The 18,663-nt window shown below is 65.2% G+C and carries 12 protein-coding genes; 6 read left to right on the top strand and 6 right to left on the bottom strand.

Annotation, left to right across the window (positions count from 1 at the left end):
• Positions 1 to 51 precede the first annotated feature (51 nt).
• The 5 genes from asnB to KH208_RS00160 all read right to left on the bottom strand — a co-directional run bounded on the left by asnB (position 52) and on the right by KH208_RS00160 (position 7,328).
• A complete protein-coding gene (asnB, locus tag KH208_RS00140; RefSeq protein ID WP_291432833.1) occupies positions 52 to 1,971 on the bottom strand; it encodes an asparagine synthase (glutamine-hydrolyzing) in 1,920 nt (639 codons plus the stop codon).
• Complete coding sequence (locus KH208_RS00145) at positions 1,959 to 3,314, bottom strand: glycosyltransferase family 4 protein (protein ID WP_291432835.1); 1,356 nt, start codon at positions 3,312 to 3,314, stop codon at positions 1,959 to 1,961. Before KH208_RS00145 ends, asnB begins: the two co-directional genes overlap by 13 nt.
• A complete protein-coding gene (locus KH208_RS00150; RefSeq protein ID WP_291432836.1) occupies positions 3,311 to 4,420 on the bottom strand; it encodes a glycosyl transferase family 1 in 1,110 nt (369 codons plus the stop codon). Before KH208_RS00150 ends, KH208_RS00145 begins: the two co-directional genes overlap by 4 nt.
• Before the next feature lie 3 nt (positions 4,421 to 4,423).
• Positions 4,424 to 5,755 (bottom strand): glycosyltransferase family 4 protein, encoded by a 1,332-nt coding sequence (locus KH208_RS00155; RefSeq protein ID WP_291432837.1) that lies wholly within the window; start codon positions 5,753 to 5,755, stop codon positions 4,424 to 4,426.
• 250 nt (positions 5,756 to 6,005) lie between these two features.
• Positions 6,006 to 7,328 carry an aminotransferase class I/II-fold pyridoxal phosphate-dependent enzyme gene (locus KH208_RS00160; protein ID WP_291432838.1) on the bottom strand — a complete coding sequence of 441 codons (1,323 nt, stop codon included), beginning with the start codon at positions 7,326 to 7,328 and terminating at the stop codon, positions 6,006 to 6,008.
• A 474-nt stretch (positions 7,329 to 7,802) separates the two neighbouring features.
• On the opposite strand from KH208_RS00160, the gene KH208_RS00165 reads away from it, so the two are divergent.
• The 6 genes from KH208_RS00165 (at position 7,803) to KH208_RS00190 (ending at position 17,277) form a co-directional block, all read left to right on the top strand.
• Positions 7,803 to 11,744, top strand: a complete 3,942-nt coding sequence (locus tag KH208_RS00165) for an acyltransferase domain-containing protein (RefSeq protein ID WP_291432840.1) — start codon at positions 7,803 to 7,805, stop codon at positions 11,742 to 11,744.
• A gap of 49 nt (positions 11,745 to 11,793) precedes the next feature.
• Entirely contained in the window at positions 11,794 to 13,260 is a 1,467-nt protein-coding gene (locus tag KH208_RS00170; RefSeq protein WP_291432841.1) for a TolC family protein, read from the top strand.
• 65 nt (positions 13,261 to 13,325) lie between these two features.
• A complete protein-coding gene (locus tag KH208_RS00175; RefSeq protein WP_291432842.1) occupies positions 13,326 to 14,258 on the top strand; it encodes an efflux RND transporter periplasmic adaptor subunit in 933 nt (310 codons plus the stop codon).
• A gap of 9 nt (positions 14,259 to 14,267) precedes the next feature.
• Entirely contained in the window at positions 14,268 to 15,692 is a 1,425-nt protein-coding gene (locus KH208_RS00180) for an oligosaccharide flippase family protein (protein ID WP_291432843.1), read from the top strand.
• 98 nt (positions 15,693 to 15,790) lie between these two features.
• The gene (locus KH208_RS00185) at positions 15,791 to 16,780 is read left to right on the top strand and encodes a 4Fe-4S dicluster domain-containing protein (RefSeq protein WP_291432845.1); all 990 of its coding nucleotides are present in this window, start codon (positions 15,791 to 15,793) and stop codon (positions 16,778 to 16,780) included.
• Positions 16,777 to 17,277 (top strand): FeS-binding protein, encoded by a 501-nt coding sequence (locus tag KH208_RS00190; RefSeq protein ID WP_291432846.1) that lies wholly within the window; start codon positions 16,777 to 16,779, stop codon positions 17,275 to 17,277. The genes KH208_RS00185 and KH208_RS00190 overlap by 4 nt, the downstream gene beginning before the upstream one ends.
• Positions 17,278 to 17,570: 293 nt before the next feature.
• Here the strand turns inward: KH208_RS00190 and rlmN are convergent, their stop codons facing one another.
• Positions 17,571 to 18,632, bottom strand: coding sequence for a 23S rRNA (adenine(2503)-C(2))-methyltransferase RlmN (gene rlmN, locus KH208_RS00195; protein ID WP_291432847.1), 1,062 nt, complete (start codon positions 18,630 to 18,632; stop codon positions 17,571 to 17,573).
• Positions 18,633 to 18,663: the final 31 nt, after the last annotated feature.

Here is an 18,663-nt window from a genome sequence, read left to right on the forward strand (position 1 = left end):
AGTTTTTTTGTCGACGGCGCCACGAAGTCCAACGCCGCCGGGGCAAAAGGCTCAATTGTTTTTTCTGGCCTGCCACCAGAGTTGGAAGACCAGCAGCGTCCACAACGGCTTGCGCAGATCCGCCCGGCCTGAAATATGCTCGTCCATGAGCGCGCGCACGGCACGGGGATTGAAAATGCCCTGCTCGCGCAGGCGTGCTTCGCTGAGCAGATCTTCCATGAGCGGGCGCATCCGTCCGCGCAGCCAGGCCGCCACCGGAATCTGGAAGCCGCGCTTGTTGCGGTGCAGAATCTCCGGCGGCAGCAGGTCGGCAAAGGCTTTTTTGAGCAGATGCTTGCGCTTGAAGCCGTGCAGCTTGTGGCGCACGGGCAGCCGGGCCGCGAATTCGGCCACGTCCCGGTCAAGGAAGGGCGCGCGCACTTCCAGGGAATGGAGCATGGAGCAGCGGTCCACCTTGACCAGGATGTCGTCCAGCATGAACTGGCGGACATAGACGTGAAAGGCGCGTGCCAGGGGTGCCGCCGCGCTTTCCGGCAGCCAGTGCCCGTATTGCTCGCGCGTGGGAGCGAACAGCCGGTCGGGCCGCAGAAAGTCGCCGTGCGCTTCCAGCCAGGGCGTGTCCAGGATTTCGTGCTGCATCTCCGGGGTGAAGGCCGTGAGCATGGTCTGTACCCGCTGCCAGGCCGGGGCGTGCGCCCCGCGCAGAAACGTAGCCACGGCCAGGCGCGGATTGATATACCCGGCCGAGGCGGGCAGATGCCGGGCCAGGGGTTCGATGATCCCGCGCCGGACAAAGGCGGGCAGGGCGTTGTACCACTCCGCCGCCTTGAAGCCGATATAGTGCTCGTACCCGGCCCAGAGTTCGTCGGCGCCGTCTCCGCCCAGGGCCACGGTGACATGCTCGCGGGTGACGCCCGAGAGCAGCCAGGTGGGCGCTACCGAGGCGTCGGCCATGGGCACGTCCATGCGGCTGACGATGCCGGGCAGCTCGTCCGCGCATTCCTCGGCCGAGAGTATCCGCTCGTGATGGTCCGTGCCGAAGGCCCGTGCCGCGATGCGGGCGTAGCGCGATTCGTCGTAACTGGCTTCGGTGAAGCCGATGGAAAAGGTCTTGACGGGCGTGGCGGACTGCCGGGCCATGAGCCCGGCCACAATGGAGGAGTCAATGCCGCCGGAGAGAAAGACGCCCAGCGGCACGTCGCTGACCATGCGGCGGCGCACGGCGCGGGAGAGCAGATGGTTCAGCTCCCGGCAGAGTTCGTCTTCGTCCCTGGGATCGGCTTCGTTCGGCACGGGCATGTCCCAATAGCGTTCCAGGCGGACGTCGCCCTGCTCCAGAAGCAGCAGATGGGCGGGCGGCAGGCTGCGGACTTCGCTGTAAACGGTTTGGGGCGTGGGCACGTATTCGTAGGCCAGGTAACGCATGACGGCCTGCGGGTCCAGCGTGAAGGCCAGCTCCGGCACGCGGGTCAGGGCCGTGAGCTCAGAGGCGAAGTACAGGCAGCCGCGCTGGACGGTATAGAAAAAAGGCTTTTTGCCGAAGCGGTCGCGCGCGCAGAACAGACGGCGGCGTTCCGCGTCCCAGAGGGCGAAGGCGAACATGCCGTCGAAGCGCGTCAGGCAGTCCGCGCCCCAGCGGCGGTAGCCTTCCAGAATGACTTCCGTGTCCGAATTGGTCTGGAAGCGCGCGCCGCCCCGCGCCAGCTCGTCCCTGAGTCCGGCGAAGTTGTATATCTCGCCGTTGAACGTCACGCTCAGACGGCCGTCGGCGCTGTGCATGGGCTGGGCGCCGCCCGCCAGGTCAATGATGGAAAGCCGCCGATGCCCCAGACAGACCGGACCGGCCTGCCAGAGGCCTTCGCCGTCCGGCCCTCTATGGGTCAGGCAGTCGGTCATGGCCTTGACCCGGATTCCGGCTTCGGGGGAGAGCGTTTCCCCGCCCAGACGACAGATGCCCGCTATGCCGCACATGCTTTTTTCCAGTGGGCGTACCAGCTGATGAACAGCTCGGCCAGCCGCAGGTTGTTGGTATGGGGATCGAACATGTCCCGGGCCAGCAGCGCGCCGTTGCGCCCCATACGCCGGGCTTCCTCCGGATGCCCGACCAGCCGGAGCACGGCTTCGGCCAGGGCTTCGGAATCGCCGGGCGGTATGGCCAGGCCGGTGTCCTGATGACGCACCACTTCGGGCAGCGCGTTGACCGTGGTGCTGATTACCGGCAGGCCATAGGCCAGGGCTTCAATAACCGTATTGGGAATGCCGTCGCGACGACCCGAGGCATGCACCACGCAGGGGGCCACGAAAATGTCATGCTCGTCCAGAATGCGCGGCAGTTCGTTATGGGAAATCAGGCCCGGCATATCGACCTGTTTTTCCAGGCCCAGATCCTTGCGCATTTTGACCAGCTGCGCGCCCAGGTGCCCAAGACCCATGACTTTGCCGCCGCCTCCGGCCAGGGTCAGACTGAAGTTCAGGCCACGGTCCCGCAGGATGCCGCAGGCCGTCAGCAGCACGTCAAAGCCCTTGGTCACGTCGAAACGGCCCAGGGCCAGCAGGCGCACGGGACCCTGTTCCAGGCGTTGCGCTTTCCGCGCGCTGGCTCCGGAACGGGAAGCCATGGAATCCACGGCGGGCAGCGGCAGGGTCAGGCTGTTGTAGACCAGGGCTACTTTGCCTCTGGCCCGGCTGTGGTCAAAGGCTTCGATGCGGGCCTGGTCCGCCGCGTTGTTGGCGCGCACAAAAAGGGCCGCGCCCAGTTTGTCCGCCAGGTCCGGGTCCGCCGGTTCCAGATTGTCGCCGCGCGCTGACGTGGAAAAGGGCACGCCCGCGATGTCGGCGGCCACCCAGGCCGCCGTGGTCGCGCCGCGCGGCCACGGCGCATGGACCATGTCAATGCCGTCCTCACGGAACCGGCGCCCCAGATACAGGCCCGCGCCGAAAGCCCAGAGGTTTTCGCCGAAGGTTTCTAGGCTGCGCCAGCGCCGGAACAGGCTGCGACGGAAGAGGCGACACAGACGCAGGGGATGGGTCAGCAACTGACGCAGCAGTTCCAGGGCGAAAAGAGGCGCGGCTTTGATTCCGAAGGTGCGCACACTGTCCGCCGCCGCCCGCATCTCCGTGGAGCAGTGGCGCAGATTACGCGCATACAGGCTGTAGACGGTCAGAGGCAGATGTTCCTTGAGTCCTTCCACTTCGCGGAAAATGAAGGGCTGGGTGAAGAGCGGATACCACAAGAGCACATAGGCCACATGGGGCAGGCCGGCGGGCAGGGGTTTTCCGTTCCCCGGAGGGGATGGATTGATCTGTTCTGTCATGCGGGTTCTCCTCGGTCGCTTCCCCAAGTTGTCCCCCCTTGTCCGGATTCTTTCTCCTGTTCCGCCCCTGTCGTCCAGTCGCACGCGGCGTCCGGACGCGGGCAGGCCGCCGAGGTCCCCAACTCCCGGCGCAGGCCGTCCATGGTCAGGCAGCGCACCTCCCAATGCGCGTGCAGCCAGTCCAGATAGGCTTCGATTTTGGTCATCAGCCGTTCCACCGAGGCGACGTCGGGCAGATGCGGCGCGCCGCCGGGCAGCATTTCCGAGGAATGCCAGGTCAGCGACAGCACGCGTCCCCCCCGGGCTGCGAACAGACTGGTCACGGCCCGCATGGCCCAGAGCGGATGCTGGACGGGCAGCAGGGCCAGGGCACCCCAGTGCTGCAGGCTTGCCCGGACGGTCCGGCCCCATGAATCCGGCCCGTCGGGCAGAGCTCCCAGCGCTTTGGGCAGAGCCCGAAGCAACGGCGTGACCGTCAGGGGCACTTCAAAAATATGTCCGCCCTCCACCGGCACCCAGTAGGGACCGGCGGGCGCGTTGAAATGGTCCGGCCCGGCCGCCACGCCGTCCACGCTGGTTTTGGCGCGGTGCAGAGGGCGCACCGAAGCGTCGCACAAAACGCCCGCCCGCGCCAGCAAAGGCCAATGCGCGCGATGCAGATCCCAGCGCCCCATGCGGAAGGAGGTCAGGGGCGCGGACTGGAAATCCTCGCCCGCCCGGAACAGGGTGTCCAGCTTGGCCGCCATCAGGGCGGCGGGCACCGCCGCCGCGGGCACGCTGTTTGTCACGTCCGCCATATCCGGCTGTCCGCTCGCATGGCCGTCCAGACGCAGGGGCGGCGTGTTCCAGTGGTGCAGGTGCGCCCCGATTTCCGCGCCGGACGCGTCCCGCAGCCGGGCCAGGATCGCGCGTGAGGCCGGGTCGGCCAGCACGCTGTGCGCGCAGAAGAGCGTGGGCCGCACGCCCCGTTCCAGCAGGGGAGCCAGGCGGGAAAGTTGCGCGGTATTGGTCACGCGCGGCGCGCGGCGGGCATAGCGGCCGCCGAACAATCCTTCCTCTTCCACATCCAGGCTGACCACCAGGTACAATGTCTCGCGTCGGCGCATGGCTCAGCCCTGTTTCGCTGGCCGGAAGCGATCGGCCGAGAGATAAAGATCGCGCAGGGCCGTGATGTTGGTATCCCTGTCGAACATTTGTTCCACCAGCGCGCGGCCCGCTTCAGCCATGCGCAGGGCCTGCTCCCGGTCTTCCAGCATGCGCCGCACGGCCTGGGCCAGGGCGCGCGGGTCGCGCTGGGGCACCAGCAGGCCGGTTTCCCCGTCGCGGATCACTTCGGAGATGCCGCAGACGTCCGTGGCCACCACGGGCATGCGGTGGGAAAGCGCTTCCATGATCACGTTGGGAATGCCGTCGCGGTCGCCGTTGCTGTGCACCACGCTGGGCACCACCAGCATGTCGTGATTTTGCATGAATTCGCGCAGCCGGTCATGGGGCAGGAAGCCCGGCATGTCCACGCAGCCGGTCAGGCGCAGCCGCCGCCGCAGGGCCGTGAGCTTACGGCGCCAGCCGCCGTCGCCCACCAGGGTGAGCCGCACGGGCACCTGTTCGCGCCGCAGCCTGGCCATGGCTGTCAGCAGTTCGGGAAAGCCCTTGGTGCGCGCGAAGCGGCCCACGGCCAGCAGACGATAGGGGGGCCGCATGGGCAGGGCGCATTCCGTCCGCTCGGTAAAGGTCAGGCTGTTGTAGACCAGGCGCACCTTGTCCCGCTGCCGCGGCGGGCAGAAACTTTGCAGCCAGCCCACATTGGCCTGATTGTTGGTGCGGATGAACAATGCGTCACGCGCTTTTTCGCGCAACAGCCCGTCCTGGGGGTAGATGTCCCCGGCCCTGCCGGTGAAGGCGAAAGGAATGCCCGTCAGGCGCGAGGCCACCCAGGCCGCCGTGGCCGGGCCGTTGGCCCAGGAGGAATGGATCAGGCTGATGCCGTCGGTCCGGCACTGCTCGGCCAGCAGAAAACCGGCCATGAAGCACCAGAGATTTTCGCCCAGGGACTCCAGATTGCGCATGCGGCGGAAGCAGCCTTCACGCAGCAGCCGCCAGACCTTGCCCGGCTCCCGTCGCAGGGCGCGGAAAAACGCCGCCCAGATCCGGAAAAAGGCCGTCGCCCCCATGCGGCGCACCGGACCGGGAAAGTCCCGCATTTCCTGGGAACAGCCTTTCAGGGCCTTGCCGTACATGGTATAGACACGGACAGGCAGTCCCAAGGCCGTGAGCTGGACGATTTCCCTGAAAATGAAGGTCTCCGAGGACAGCGGAAACCAAAGCAGCACATAGGCCAGTGAGAAGGGCGGAGCGGCGTCGCCCCGCCGGGCCGAAGTCGCGGCGTCTGAGGAAGAGGATTCTGGGGGCGTGGCTGTGGGGGCCGCCTCGGAGAGGGACATGGTTTTCTCCGCAAGAAGTGCAAAAAGGCCGGACCGGTTTTGTGCCGGTCCGGCCGAGGCTGCTGTCAACGCCGAACAGGACGGCACGGACGGGGCAAAATACTGGAGGGTGTCGGCATGAGTGTCTTTTCGGTTATCTCTGCGTTGAAATTCGCCTTTTATTATGATCGGGTACCGGAGAGCACCCTTTCTTCATAAAAGGTTCTTTCCCCTTGATATAACACGAAAATCCATCTCATGACGACAGCCTCTAATCGCCCTGTGCTTCGTCCTGATGCTCGCGCCGGTATTTTTCCACAATGGCCTGGGCTTTGGGCAATTCTTCCACCACGGCGTCCAGGGTTTTGCGGACGTGTTCCTCGGTGTGGGCCGCGGAAATAAAGAAGCGCAGCCGTGCCGTGCCTTCCTTGACCGCCGGGAAGGAGACGGGCATGACGTAGATGCCGCGCTTGAAGAGCTGCTGGGACAGGAAGCCGGAAACCATGGAGTCGCCGACAATGACGGGCACGACGGCATAGCCTTGGGCCGCGCCGGTATCCAGGCCCTTGCTCTGGGCGTATTCGAGAAAATACCGGCTGATGCGCTGGAGCTTATGCACCCGCTCGGGCTCGCGCAGCATGATTTCCAGCGCTTTGCGGCAGGCCGTGGCAATGACCGGGGGCATGCCCACGCTGAATACGAAGCCCGGCGAACCGTACTTGAGAAATTTTATCAAGTCGCTGCGGCCCGCGATGAAGCCGCCGCACCCGCACATGGCCTTGGACAGGGTGCTCATCCACATGTCCACGTCCGTGGGGTCGATGCCGTAATATTCGCGCGCGCCGCGTCCGGTCTTGCCCAGCACGCCCAAAGAGTGGGCTTCGTCCACCAGGAGCATGCAGTCGTATTTCTTTTTGAGCTCAATGATCCGGGGCAGGTCCGGGATATTGCCGTCCATGCTGAACAGACCTTCGGTAACGATGACCGCGTATTTGTGCTCGTTGCGATGGGCTTTAAGCATCTCCTCCAGGGCATCGCAGTCATTGTGGACGTAGGAGTAACGCGCCGCGCCGGAAAGGCGCGAGCCCTGAATCAGGGAATTGTGGGCCAGGCCGTCGTGAAAAATGGCATCGCGCGGGCCGAACATGAAGCCCAGGGTGGAGACGTTGGCCGCGTGCCCGCTGACATAGACGATGCAGTCCTCCACCTCATACAGGTCGGCCAGAGCGCGCTCCAGGTCGTGGTGGGGCGGACGCTCGCCGCCCACCAGGCGGCTGGCCCCGGCCGAAGTGCCGAAAAGGCCGGCCGTTTTGGTCACGGCTTCGGTGATTTCGGGATGGGCGTTGATGTCCAGATAATCGTAGGTGGAAAAATTGATGAATTCTTTGCCGTTGATCAGCGTGGTGGCTTTGGCCGCCCGATCGTGGCAAACAAAGAGAGGATTATCCATCCCCATTTGGCTGGCCATTTCCACAAGCCGCTCGAAGGAGAGCTTGGAACGCATGCGGTTGAAGCCGGAAGCGCAGCTCTTTGGCGCAACGGCGCGCTGTTCCGCCGTTGTGGAGCCGGCCTGACAGGAATGGTTGTTCTTCATGCCTTATCCTCGCGAATTGTCCGGAATTTGCCGGATCAGGGGCCGGCGTGATGTGGTGCCGCTGATTCGGCACATCTTTGTAACGATTCAGTATAGCCGAAGCCGGAACGCAAGGCAAGCCCGTAATGCGCGGAAAGCGGCAGGAAATATCGCTCCGCCCGGCGGGTTTCGGCGATGTCCAAAGCTCATGCCCCGGGCTGGACAACAGCCTGGATATGCCCTAGGGTCAACCCTCATTAAACCGCCTGCCGCAAAACCGCCTTTTTCCGTGCGGCGGCGTTGCAAAGCGAAAATCGACCTTGCGGTATTTCAATACAGCTTCGCCCGATTTCCGTTTTGCGCCTTGCCGCCAGAAAAAATTCAGCTTTTCGCGGACGGCATTTTAACGAGGGCTGACCCAAGCATTTTTCGTCCGCTCCGCAAGACCCCGCCGGATGTTCCGCGCGCTTTTGCGGCGGCGCTTCAAAGGCCGCCATGCACAACGACGATGCCATAACCGCCTCCCTTGCCGCGCCTTCCGCGTCGCTCGCGCTGGAAACCTTCCGGCGCGTCCTTCTGCCCGTCGGCGGTTCGGAAGCGGATGCCGCGCCTGGCCTGGCCGCGCCCTGCCTGAGCCTGCTGCGCCGGAGCGCGGCGCGCGGCGCGTCCATGGCCCTCTGGGTCGGCATTGCGCCTTCCCGGTCTTTTTTCGCGGACGCTGCCGTTTTTTCACGCGCCCTGCAAGAGCATCTCGCCGGAGATGAAGCGGGTTCCGCCCTTATCGGCACGCCGCGCCTGCTGACAACGGATTTCAGTCCGGAACTGCTGGAAGAGGCGGACCGTTTTCTGGCGGAAAACGCGCATGCCCGGCTGGCTCTAGTGTTCTGTCGTCCGCAAGGGAACGAAGCGGGTGCCGGCGGCTGGATCTGTGAGCCGTTGCTTCTGCGGCGGTTGACGCCCGGGGAAACGGCGTCAGCCGCATCATCCGGACCGTCCCTGAGATCTCCGGACCGCGCTCCGGCCCTGGCCGGGGGCGTCGGCGCATTCGGCGGCGGAGCCGCGCGGGAGACCGCGGCGCCGGACGAACTGGTCTTGGACGGCGTGCGCTATGTGGATCTGCGCCAGAACGGCCTGGACTGGCGGCTGGCCGGAATCAACCCGCTCTGGCGGCAGGAGCTTCTGGGTCTGGGCGCAAGCCCGGACGCCGGGGCCGTCAGCGCCCTGGAGGCGCGCGGCCTGTGGCTCGTCCCGGCTATGCCGGCGCCGCCGCTGGCGGTCATGTGCTGCGGCCTGGGCGCGGTCTGGCCGGGCATGGGGCGCGAGCTGTACGACAATTTCCCGGCGGCCAGGGCGGCCATGGAGCGCATCGCGGCGGTGGCCGACTGGGATGTGCTCGCGCTCATGGACGAGACGGATGTGGAGAAGATCAGCCTCACCCGCTGGCAGATTCCTTACCTTTTTCTGCTGGAATACGCCCAGTGGAGCCAGTTCGTCTCGCTGGGGCTCGCTCCGGCCCTGATGTGCGGGCACAGCCTGGGTGAGCTCATCGCGCTCTGTTTCGCGGGCATTTATGAGCCGGAGGTGGCCTGGTACATCCTGGACACCCGCGCCGTGCACATGGCCGAGCTGGAGGCCAAGGCCACGCGCGAAACCGGCATGATGGCCGTGCACGCCGAAGCGGACGTCATTGAGGAGGCCCGCAAGACCTGGCCCGCGCTCTATGTTTCCAACTACAATACCCCCCGGCAGTTCATTCTGAGCGGGCCGCGCGAGGTTCTGCTGGAAGCCCGCAAACATTTGCGTAAGCGGCGCATCCCGGCCATCATGCTCAATGTCAGCCTGGCGTTTCATCATCCGAGCATGCGCGTGCTGCGCGACCTTTCCCAGCGGCGGCTGAATGCTCTTGAAATGCACGCGCCGCGCCTGCCCATGCTCAGCGACATCACCACCGGCTTTTATCCCCAGGACCAGCCGGACATCTGCCGCTACATCACGGATCTGGACGAAAATTCCGTGCGCTGGGTGGAAGGCGTGCGCGCCATGTGGGAGCGGGACGGCATCCGCCATTTTCTGGAACTGGGGCCGCAGGATACGCTCTGCGGTCTGGTGGGGGATATCGAGCCGCGCGCGCTGTGCTTTTCCGCCGGGCGAAAAGGCAGGGAAACCGAAGGGCTGCGCCAGGCCTGCGCCCGGCTGTATGCTCTGGGCCATCTGCCGTGGGCGGCCATCCGCGCCAGGGCCGTGGGCGGGCGAAGCGTAGCGGCGCGGGAGAGCACCGCGCCGTGCGGAGTTCCGGCGGCCTCGGGCACGGCCGCCCCGGAGCGCGCCGCGTCCGGCGTCACTTCCGGCCAGATGGACATTGTGCTCGAAGTGCTGGCAAAAGCCAGCGGCAGGCCTGTGGAGGAACTACGGCCCGAGATGGACCTGCGCTACGATCTGGCCTTGCGTTCGAGCCGCTTTCCCCTGATCCTCCAGGAGGCCGAACAGCGCCTGGGCCTGAGCGTCAATTTTGAGGACCTCTTGCAGGTGGCGACCATCGGGGATCTGGCCCGCGCCCTGACCGGCGCGAAGACCTGCGCAAAGGCCGACGCGGAACGGAAAGCCGGGGAGTCCTCGCCCGGCCCGGAACATAAGCCCGCGCCTGAATATGCCCGGAACCGCGCTCTGGCTCCCCTCTGCCGCTTCGCGCCCCGCCCGCCGCATGCGGACGGGGGCGATGCCCCATCGTCCGTGAAGCCCTGCCCGTCCCCTCTGCCTCTGGATCCCTGCGGCCAGGGACTGCCGTTGCGGCGCGGCGATGTGGTGGCGCTCTGCGTGTTTGACCGGGATCTGCTGCCGCAGTTGCTGAGCGGTCTTGCGCCGCTGGGCTGCACGCTGGCGCCGCCCCTGGATTTGCTGGACGCCTGCGCGCCTCTGGCCAGGGCGGGCGCGCGTCTCACGCCGCTGGCGTTTGCCGGTGCCGAAAGGCCGGACGCCGAAAGTCTGCGCGCTGCCTTCCGCCGCCTTGCCGCCGGGGAAGGACGGGTGGACGGCGTCTTTTTCGCGCCCGCGCCCGAGAGCAATGATGCCGCTCCGGCCCTGCTGGAGGACTGTCTGCGTCCGGCGCTGGCGCACGGGCTGCGCTACGCCTGCTGCTTCAATCGCGTGCCCCTGACGCCCGCCGCCGTGGAGCGGGCTTTTGCCGCCGGGCTCTCGTCCGCGCGCCTGTCCGACCGCCTGGGCGCTCTGGCCCGCGAGGGCGGCTTTGCCTGCCGCGCCGTTGATCTGCTGGATGACGGCCAACGGGCCGGATTGAATGAGCTGGGCGACATGCTGGCCCGCGAGCTGCTGCGCGGGGAGTGCGAAAGGGTGATCTGGGGCCGGGAAAATGCCCTGCGCCCGGACTGCGCGCCGCGCGCCCTGCCCCTGCTGGAAAGGCCGGAGTTTTTCCCGCTGGTTTTTCCCGATCCGCAGCCGCCGCTCCGGCCCACGGCCACCCTGTTCCAAGGGGCCTGCCAGTTTTCCCGTTTCGCGGACCCGGCGCTTTCCGCCCACGGCGGGCGGGGTTCCAATGCCGTACAGGCATCCGCGCCCTGGCTGCCGGTCAGCCGCGCCCTTCAGGCCCTGCTGGAAGGTTCCCGCCTGTTCCTGCCCTGGCTGGCTGTCACCGGCCTGTCCGACGTGCGCTTTCATGAGCCGCCCCTGCTGCCGCCCGGCATTACCCGTGAATGCCGCCTTACCGTGGAAGCCCGGCCCTGGCTGATGCACGACCGGGTCATGACCCGTATGTGCCGCGCGGATCTCGCGGTCCGTCAACTGACGGGCAACGGCCGCCACACGGAACAGTACGCGCCGGTGGCTGAAGGCATGGTGCTGCTGGCCGCTGCTCCCGCCGAAGTGCCCCCGCTCTGGCCCGCCGCCGGCGGCGTCAATGAAAAGCCGGCGGACGGAGAGGGCCGGGAGGAATTGGCCGTATTTTACGATGCGCTGGGGCTGGACGCTCCCTGGCGCTTGCTGTCCGGTTTTGCGGTTCTGCCCGAAGATATGTACCGGGCCGCTTTGTCCGCGCCGGAAGAGCCCATTGCCCCCGAAGGCAATTGGGGCTATACTGATTGCCTGTGTATGGTGGAGGGGATCGTGCAGGCCGCGTCGCTGGCCCTGGCCCGGCAAGGGAGCGGCCCGGTGCGCGCGGACGGTGTCGCCATGGCCGCTGAATTACGCCGCTGGCGGCTCAATGCGGCCGGTTTCATTCGTTTCGGCGGCGAGCGCGGGGCAAAGGGGCCCTGGCGTCTGCAATTGCGGCGTTCCTGGGCCGACGGCAGGCTGCAGCGCTTTGACGCCCAGATTTCCGACGCGCGGGAGCGCGTGTTGCTGACCCTCCATCACCTGGAATTTGACCGGCTGGACACGGCGTCTCTTGAACAGGAGCCGCCGTCCGCCGTCGTTGCGCAACCTTGACATGGCGCGGCGCCGCTTTCCGGCGCAAGCCCGCAAAGGGTCATCACCGATGCCGCATTTCGCATTACCCACGCCGTCAGCGCGCTCCTTTCTGCCGTTGCTCATGGCCCTGACCCTGTTTTTCCCGGCCTGCGCTTCCAACAAGGCCGGGCTCAAGTCGCCGGAACTGCCGGCCAGGCACTGGCTGGAAGAAGCGCCGGGCGTACCCGTGGAAAACAAGACCAAGCTGGAAGCCGCCGTGCCCAATCTGTACGACGCGGGCAAAACCTTCGGCTTTGAGGACTGCGTCTTTCTGACCATCCAGCAGTCGCCCCTGCTGGTCAACAGCGCCGTGAACCTGGAAATCAAACGCGTGGCCCTCACCGACGCGGTCTGGAAGTATCTGCCCGAGCCGCGCATGACGCTGCAGGTCTCCAACAACCTGACCCGGTTGAACATGGACAGCAAGGATACGCCCGGCGATTACGGGCGGACCAAGCTGCAAGTGGGCTTTTACGCCGCGTTTCCCAATCCGGTGGCGACCTATTTCGAGCATCAGGTGCAGAAGATCATGGTCAATCTGGCCATTTCCACGCACCGCAAGGCCATCGGCGAGGCCATTTACAAAATCGCCCAGGCTTATCTGAAGCTTCAGGCCCAGCGCAACATCGTGGCCGCCCAGAAGGAACTTCTGCCCGTGGGCAAGGAACTGATTTCCTACTGGCAGCAGGTGGAGTCCGTGGAAGGACGCCAGGGCGTGTCGCTCAATCTGGCGACCCAGCATCAGCGCGAGCTGGAACTGACCGTCGAAAAGACCACGATGGAAGAGATCATGCAGCGCACCCAGCTCAAGATTCTGGCCGGGGTGGAGCCGCAGCAGCGCCTGAACGTGGATACGGAAAGCGCCAACGGGATTTTGGCCGGTTTTGACGGGCACGGATTGAAGTGGGAAGAGCGCTGGCCCGCCACCGAGGATGACTTGCTGCTGCGCGCCCAGGTCAAACTGGGCGACTACAATATCATGGTGGCCTGGGCTCAGTATATCCCGGACATGTCCATCCAGATCAACAACAGCCCCCCGGCCGGGCAGTATCAGCCGGTCAGCGGCCAGGAAGACACCTTCCTGCACCTGACTTTTGACTTCCCGCTGCTGGACTGGGGCCGCCGCTATCGCGGCGTGCAGACCGCCCGCATGCAGAAGGCCCAGGCCTTCCACGAAATGGCCCGCAAACGCACGGATTATTCCAATACCTGGCTGCAGGCCGAGCAGCGCGTGGCTCTGGCTGAAACTCAGCTCAAGCTGGCCAAGACCCGCTTCGGCACGGCCGAACTGCAGTACAAGGAAGCCCGTATTTCCTTCAACGAAGGCACGGAACAGCTGCCCGTAGTGGCAGAGCGCCAGGAGGCCATGGCCAACGCCCGCATCGCTTATATTGAGGCGGAGCTGGAGTATAAGCTGGCCAATCTGGAATGGATGTACGTCGCCAATCTGCTGCAAGAGCGTTTCCTGGGCCTGCCCGCCAAGGAGTTCATGTGATGCCGTCCCTTATTTCCCCTTCGTGTTTTCTTCAGCGCGCGCATTGCCCGGGCCGCCCAACCCGTGTGTCCCGGGTCTTCCGTGCCGCACTGGTCGCGTTGGCCGCGCTGCTCTGGGCCGCCCTCTGGCCGGTCGCTTCCGGCCCGGCCCTGGCCGCCGAATCCGCTACATCCACTACCATTCTGACCGGCAAGGTGGTCACCACCGTAACCCGCGCCGTGCCCATTCCCTTCAACGCGGTGGTGGACGAAGTGCTGGTCAAGCCCGGCGACGCCGTGGAAAAAGGCTCGCCGCTCCTGCGCTACCATCTGCAGGAAGAGGCTGAACGGATTTTGCAGCGCGAAGTGACCATCGGCGCGGCTACCGAGAATCTCAAGGGCCAGGTGCTGGACTTTGAACGGCAGCTGGCCGAGACCACGGCCCAGCGTAACAAGGCGCGCCAGCTGGTGGCCTCCGGCCTGGGGTCCCGCCAGGCCCTGAACCGGCTGGAGGACGATGTGGATTCCCTCAAGCGCCGCATCGAGCTGTTGCGCACCACCATCCAGAAAACCGAAAGCAACTTCGCCTCCCGCCTCAAGGAGCTGGAAGGGTATTACGGCGTGCCCATCAAGGAGGGCGAACAACTGCCCGTCACTCTGGTGCTGACCTCGCCCATCAAGGGCTATGTGCTTTCCCTGGACTCCACGCTCAACCCCGGCACGGTGCTGGCCGCCGGCACCATGCCCATTCGCGTGGGTCAGCTCAATCCCGTGCTGATTCAGGTGCCGGTCTATGAGGCCGAGGTGAGCGGCATCAAGGAGGGCGACACCGCCGAAGTTGAAATTCCGTCCCTGGGCAACCGGAAATTCACGGCCACGGTCAATGAGATTTCCTGGGTCTCCAACGACATGAACGTCGGCAATCCTTCCTATTATACGGTGGAGCTGACCGTGCCCAATCCCGACCTTGAATTGAAGCCCGGCTTCAAGGCCGTGGTGCGCTTCAGCGGCGGCAGGTAAGCCGCCTCCATGAAGCTGAAAAGCATTCCCCGACGGCTCGGCTATATTCTGGGCGCGCAGTGGACGCGCGATCTTTCCTGGACCATTTTCACCATTCTGCTGGCGCGTCGCAGTCCGGACATCATGGGCCAGATCGTTCTGGCCCTGACCTACGGCTATCTTGTCAAAACCGTGGCCGACGTGGGACTCAATGATTTTTTGCTTTCCACGTTTGCCCGGCGTGAAGGGCGGCCCCGAGCGCTGCTGGGCGAGGTGAGCTGGCTCAAAATGGTCGTGCTGCTGGCCGCTTTGGGCGTCACCTGGCTGATCACCGGCTGGCAGCACTACACGCCGGAATTGCGCCTGATCGTGTTCTGCATTGCCGCCGGTCTGGGGCTGGACGCGCTCAGCGATTCCTTTTTCGCGCTCTGCCAGGCCCGTGGAAGGCAGGATGTGGAAATGCGCATCCGCGTGCCGTCAGCCCTCATCGGCATCGGCTACGGCATTGCCTGCGTGTTGCTGCACGCGCCGCCCATCCTCATAGCTCTCTACAAACCCCTGGAATCCCTGCTTTGCATCGCTCTGGCCCTGAGCGCCCTTGGCCGCAATCCCCTGGTCGGGGTGGGCACGAGCGGCATGCTGGATCTGGCCCGGCAGATGAAGAGCGGGCTGATCTTTACCTGCATGGCGGCCTGCGCCATGTTTTACAACAAGATCAACGTGATCTTCCTCAAACAGTACGGCGGCGACGCGGATGTGGGCGGCTACGGCGTGGCCTGGGAAACCGTGGAAGGCCTTTCCGTGCTGGTTTCCAGCGCGCTGCTGGGCAAGGTGATCTTTCCGTTGCTGGCCAAGTCCTGGCACCGGGACCGCGAAGCTTTCAGACGCCTGGCCGGGCAAACCGCGCGCACGCTCTGGGCGGCCTCATTGCCGGTGATTTTTCTGATCTGCGTGGAGAGCGACCGCTTTCTGCCCCTGATTTACGGCCCGAACTACGCCAGCGCGGTGACGGCCCAGCGCCTGCTCACGCCTTGCCTGGCAACGGCTTTCCTGCATAATCTGGCGGCATACGCCATGATCGGCATGCGTCGGCACAAACTTCTGCTGTGCTTTTATCTCAGCGGCCTGGTGCTCAATATTGTCTGCTGCTTCACGCTGATCCCGGCCATGCCCCTGGAGGGCGCTGCCCTTTCCCTGACCATTACCAAGGTTTGGGTGGCCATCCTGACCGTCAGTTTCTTCCAGTGGGCGGCCAAGCCCATGAGCCTGGCCCAGTGGGCCTTGATGCTGGGAGCCGCCACCGCCAGCGTCGCGCTGTGGTGGGGCGTGGGACTGGCTTTGCCGCGCGAACTGGCCGAACTGGCCGGTCTTGTGCCGCTGCTGGCCCTGTTCTGGCTCTGGCGGCCGCCGCCGCCCTTTGAAAAGGACGAGGTCGCGCCGCTGACGGTTGCCTGACTCCGTTCAGTTGACGCGGCGAGCCGCTCGGGGATAACTTGCTTTGTATGCTTGAGGTTGCCGCCGACGGTGCGGCCGGGCATAAGGAATAAAGGACTGTGGGGAAAAATCGTTTTTTTCAGCGCCGCCGCTTTCTTCAGGGCGCCGCGAGCCTGTTGCTGGGCGGAACGCTGCCGTCCGCGCCGACTCCCGTTGCGGCCAAAGCCGGAGGCCTTGCCGGTGAGCCGCTGACCACGCTTATTGACGTGGACGCCTGCGACGGCTGCGGGGCCTGTGTGCGGGCCTGCCGGGACCGTAATCTGGAGGGCGTGCCCCTGCCGGTCCGGCAGCCGCCCCAACCCTACCCGAGTTGGATACGCATCCAGGACTGGTCCGGCAAGCGTGACGTCACCGACCGGCTCACGCCGTACAACTGGCTCTACCTTCAATCCTGCACGGTGCAGACCGAGGCCGGGGCGCGCAAGGTCTTTCTGCCCCGGCGCTGTATGCATTGCATCAATCCCCCCTGCGCCAATCTCTGCTCCACGGGCGCGGCCCGGCAGCGCGCCAACGGAGCGGTGTATATCGACCACCGCAGCTGCATGGGCGACGGCCAGTGCGACCGCGCCTGCCCCTGGATGATCCCTCGACGGCAGTCCGGTGTGGGGCCGTATCTCAGCTTTGCGCCTCGCTATGTGGGCAACGGCCAGATGTTCAAATGCGATTACTGTCAGGATCTGCTGGCAGAGGGAAAACCGCCCGCCTGCATTGCGGCCTGCCCGAGTCAGGCTCAGCGCATAGGGCCGCGCGAGGACATGGTGCGTGCGGCCCGGACCATGGCGGAGGAACGCAAGGGCGATATTTTCGGTCTCAATGAAAACGGGGGCACCAATACTCTCTATGTTTCCTCGCTGGCCTTTCGCGACATGGAAGCGGGGCTGCTGCGCGAGGATCAGATCGGTTACGGCCGTCCCAGCCTGCGCCCGGCCGGAGCCAGCATGGACAAGGAAAACCGTCTGCTGGGCACGGTGCTGCTGGCCCCGCTGGCCGGAGCGGCCCTGGCCTGGCTGCGCATCTGGCGGGAAAAACAGAAAAGGCGGCGGCCGTGAAAGAAGATCCGCGTCTGTTCTCGGCTTTTTTCAAGCTGCTCTGGGCGGCCTGCATGCTGGCCGCCATTGTGAGCGGCCTGGCCCATCTGCCCTTTGCTTTCCGCTACGGGCTGATCAACACTTGGCGTGCCTCGCCCACAGTGGCGCATTACTGGTCGGCGGCAGCCCTGCTTCTGCTGGGCACGTACGCGGCGGTGGTCTGGGGCGCACTGGGGCGGAAGGACTACGCGCTGACTCGCTGGGGCGGCCTGCGGGTGGCTCTGCTGCTGGTCCTGGCCGTCACAGGCCTGCTGCTGATCCTGCATAATCTGCCGGGGTTTTCCGTATACGGCGCGACATACGCCGTCATCAAACTCAGTCATTTGCTCTGCGCCCTGGCCCTGCCCCTGCTTCTTTTGGTCCATGGCTGCCTGCGTCTTCTGGGACGCGGCCGCTGGGTCAGACTGTTGCCGACCGCGCGCAGGCGTAAATCGCGCGGGATCCCGGCGATACATTGAAACACGCCATACCGCTTCCGTGGCGGCTGAAACGGGCAAGTACAGTCTGTTGCGTTTGAATGTCACACACATATTTCAAACGCCGCGCCGCCTGAAACACGGTTTATCGCCGCCCTCGATGTCCGAAGCCCTTTTGGGTTAACAGACACGGCTGCCCGCCGTCTCCGGCCGCTTCCTTGCACTTGGGTTCTGGTGTCCGCGTATGCGGACACCAGAGCAATTCAGATTTGAAATGGGTGATTTGCTCCAGGAAAGGCAGAAGGCGGGCGGCGGCTTTTATTCCAGAGGGACGGTCAGGCGTCGCCGGTGGACGCCGCCTTGAGCTGCCCGCAGGCGGCCTTGATGTCCTGCCCCTTGCTCTTGCGGACAATGGCCGTGATGCGGCGCTTCCAGAGGCATTGCTCAAAGGCCAGCACGCGTGCCTCATCCGGGGCCGCGTAGGGCGCGCCCTCGGCGGGATTGTACACGATGAGATTGAGCTTGCCCCTGATGTCGGCTACCAGCCGGGCCAGTTCCTCGGCCTGCCCCGGTCCGTCGTTGATCCCGCCCAACAGCAGGTACTCAAAGGTGATTCGCTCCCGCGTCTTCAGCGGATAGGACTTGAGCGCGGCCAGCAGCTGGTCCAAAGGCCAGCGCGCGGCCTTGGGCATGATCCGGGCGCGCAGTTCCTGATTGGGCGCGTGCAGGGATACGGCCAGATAGGCAAGGCCGCTGGCGCCCAGCTCGGCCAGGCCCTTTTCAATGCCGCAGGTGGAAACCGTGATCCGGCGCGGCGAGAAATTGAGCCCCTTGTCGTTGTTCAGGCTTTGCAGGGCGCGCATGACCTCGCGCAGATTGAGCAGAGGCTCGCCCATGCCCATGAAGACCAGATTGCGCAGCACGGGCCAGTCGGGACGGTTGTCGCCCAGATGCTCGCGGGCGACCAGAATCTGGCCCAGAATTTCTCCCATGGTCATATTCCGCTCAAAACCCATGCCGCCCGTGGCGCAGAAGGTACAGCCCATGGCGCAGCCCACCTGCGAGGACAGGCACTGGGTCCAGCGTCGCACGCCTTCGCGGGAATCCGAGGGAATCAGCACTGTCTCCACCAGCGCGCCGTCTTCCAGGCGGAGCAGAAACTTGGTGGTGCCGTCGCTGCTTTCCTGCACGCGGGCCACTTCTGGCCAGCCGATGCGAGCCGTTTCCGCCAGGCGGGCCCGGCAGGCTTTGGAGACGTTGCTCATGGCTTCGAAATCGCGGGCCATCTTCTGCCAGATCCACTGCCAGACCTGCACGGCCCGGAATTTGGGCTCGCCCAGCTCGGTCTGCATCCAGTCCGTGAGTTCGGGAAGGGTATAATTGAGGAGGTTTGTCATTGGCTTGTCCTGCCCGGCGGCATGGGCTTGT

It is taken from the genome of Desulfovibrio sp., assembly GCF_018379785.1.
Taxonomy (GTDB): domain Bacteria; phylum Desulfobacterota; class Desulfovibrionia; order Desulfovibrionales; family Desulfovibrionaceae; genus Desulfovibrio.

What these genes read in the sequence shown, in the direction of transcription:
- KH208_RS00180 (WP_291432843.1), top strand. Translation starts at nt 14,268, where the DNA reads ATGAAGCTGAAAAGCATTCCCCGACGGCTCGGCTATATTCTGGGCGCG.
- KH208_RS00155 (WP_291432837.1), bottom strand. Translation starts at nt 5,755, where the DNA reads ATGTCCCTCTCCGAGGCGGCCCCCACAGCCACGCCCCCAGAATCCTCT.
- KH208_RS00160 (WP_291432838.1), bottom strand. Translation starts at nt 7,328, where the DNA reads ATGAAGAACAACCATTCCTGTCAGGCCGGCTCCACAACGGCGGAACAG.
- KH208_RS00165 (WP_291432840.1), top strand. Translation starts at nt 7,803, where the DNA reads ATGCACAACGACGATGCCATAACCGCCTCCCTTGCCGCGCCTTCCGCG.
- asnB (WP_291432833.1), bottom strand. Translation starts at nt 1,971, where the DNA reads ATGTGCGGCATAGCGGGCATCTGTCGTCTGGGCGGGGAAACGCTCTCC.
- rlmN (WP_291432847.1), bottom strand. Translation starts at nt 18,632, where the DNA reads ATGACAAACCTCCTCAATTATACCCTTCCCGAACTCACGGACTGGATG.
- KH208_RS00170 (WP_291432841.1), top strand. Translation starts at nt 11,794, where the DNA reads ATGCCGCATTTCGCATTACCCACGCCGTCAGCGCGCTCCTTTCTGCCG.
- KH208_RS00145 (WP_291432835.1), bottom strand. Translation starts at nt 3,314, where the DNA reads ATGACAGAACAGATCAATCCATCCCCTCCGGGGAACGGAAAACCCCTG.
- KH208_RS00150 (WP_291432836.1), bottom strand. Translation starts at nt 4,420, where the DNA reads ATGCGCCGACGCGAGACATTGTACCTGGTGGTCAGCCTGGATGTGGAA.